The following is a 780-nucleotide window of genomic DNA, read 5'->3' as shown; positions in this document are numbered from 1 at the left end:
CCTCGGCTACCTCACCGGCGCCGGCGCGCACCCGGGGCTCTTCCTGGGCCTGCTGGTCCTGTGGACCTTCGTGGCGGGGCTGGCCTGGGCGGCCGGCCCGACGGTCGGCATCATCGCCTCCTCCAACGTCGCGATCATGCTGGTCACGGTCACGCTCCCCACCTCCGTCGCCCAGGCGGCGGGGCACGCCGCCATGATCGCCGTCGGTGGTCTCGTCCAGGCCGCGCTCGTCCCAGGCCGCGCGGACCCGGGTCGTCCGGGTCTGCGGGAACATCTCGTCCGTCCGGGCCGTGACCGCGACCTCGCGCGAGGCGAGGGCGGGCAGCAGCGTCGGCGCCTCGGCCTCGCCCTCGTCGTCGGCGGCTCGCTCGCGCTCTTCGGTCCCGGAGTCGCCGCCTCCTCGGCCTTCGGCGCGTTCCAGGCGGCCATCGCCACCTTCCAGCGCTCCTGGCGTCCCCGTCCGACCCTGGCCCTCGCCTCCGGCGCCAGCCTCGCCGTCTCCACCTTCCTCGGCTACCTCACCGGCGCCGGCGCGCACCCGGGGCTCTTCCTGGGCCTGCTGGTCCTGTGGACCTTCGTGGCGGGGCTGGCCTGGGCGGCCGGCCCGACGGTCGGCATCATCGCCTCCTCCAACGTCGCGATCATGCTGGTCACGGTCACGCTCCCCACCTCCGTCGCCCAGGCGGCGGGGCACGCCGAACGTCGCGATCATGCTGGTCACGGTCACGCTCCCCACCTCCGTCGCCCAGGCGGCGGGGCACGCCGCCATGATCGCCGTCG

The 780-nt window shown here is 75.4% G+C and carries 1 pseudogene; it reads left to right on the top strand.

Going from position 1 to position 780, the window contains the following annotated elements:
* A pseudogene (locus EAO71_RS39530) lies at nt 1-780 on the top strand (YccS/YhfK family membrane protein); the annotation flags it as partial.

Origin of the sequence: Streptomyces sp. MS191, assembly GCF_008042125.1 — a bacterium.
GTDB lineage: Bacteria > Actinomycetota > Actinomycetes > Streptomycetales > Streptomycetaceae > Streptomyces.
The sequence above is the reverse complement of the archived record's forward strand: the minus strand, read 5'-3'. Positions and strand labels throughout refer to the sequence as shown.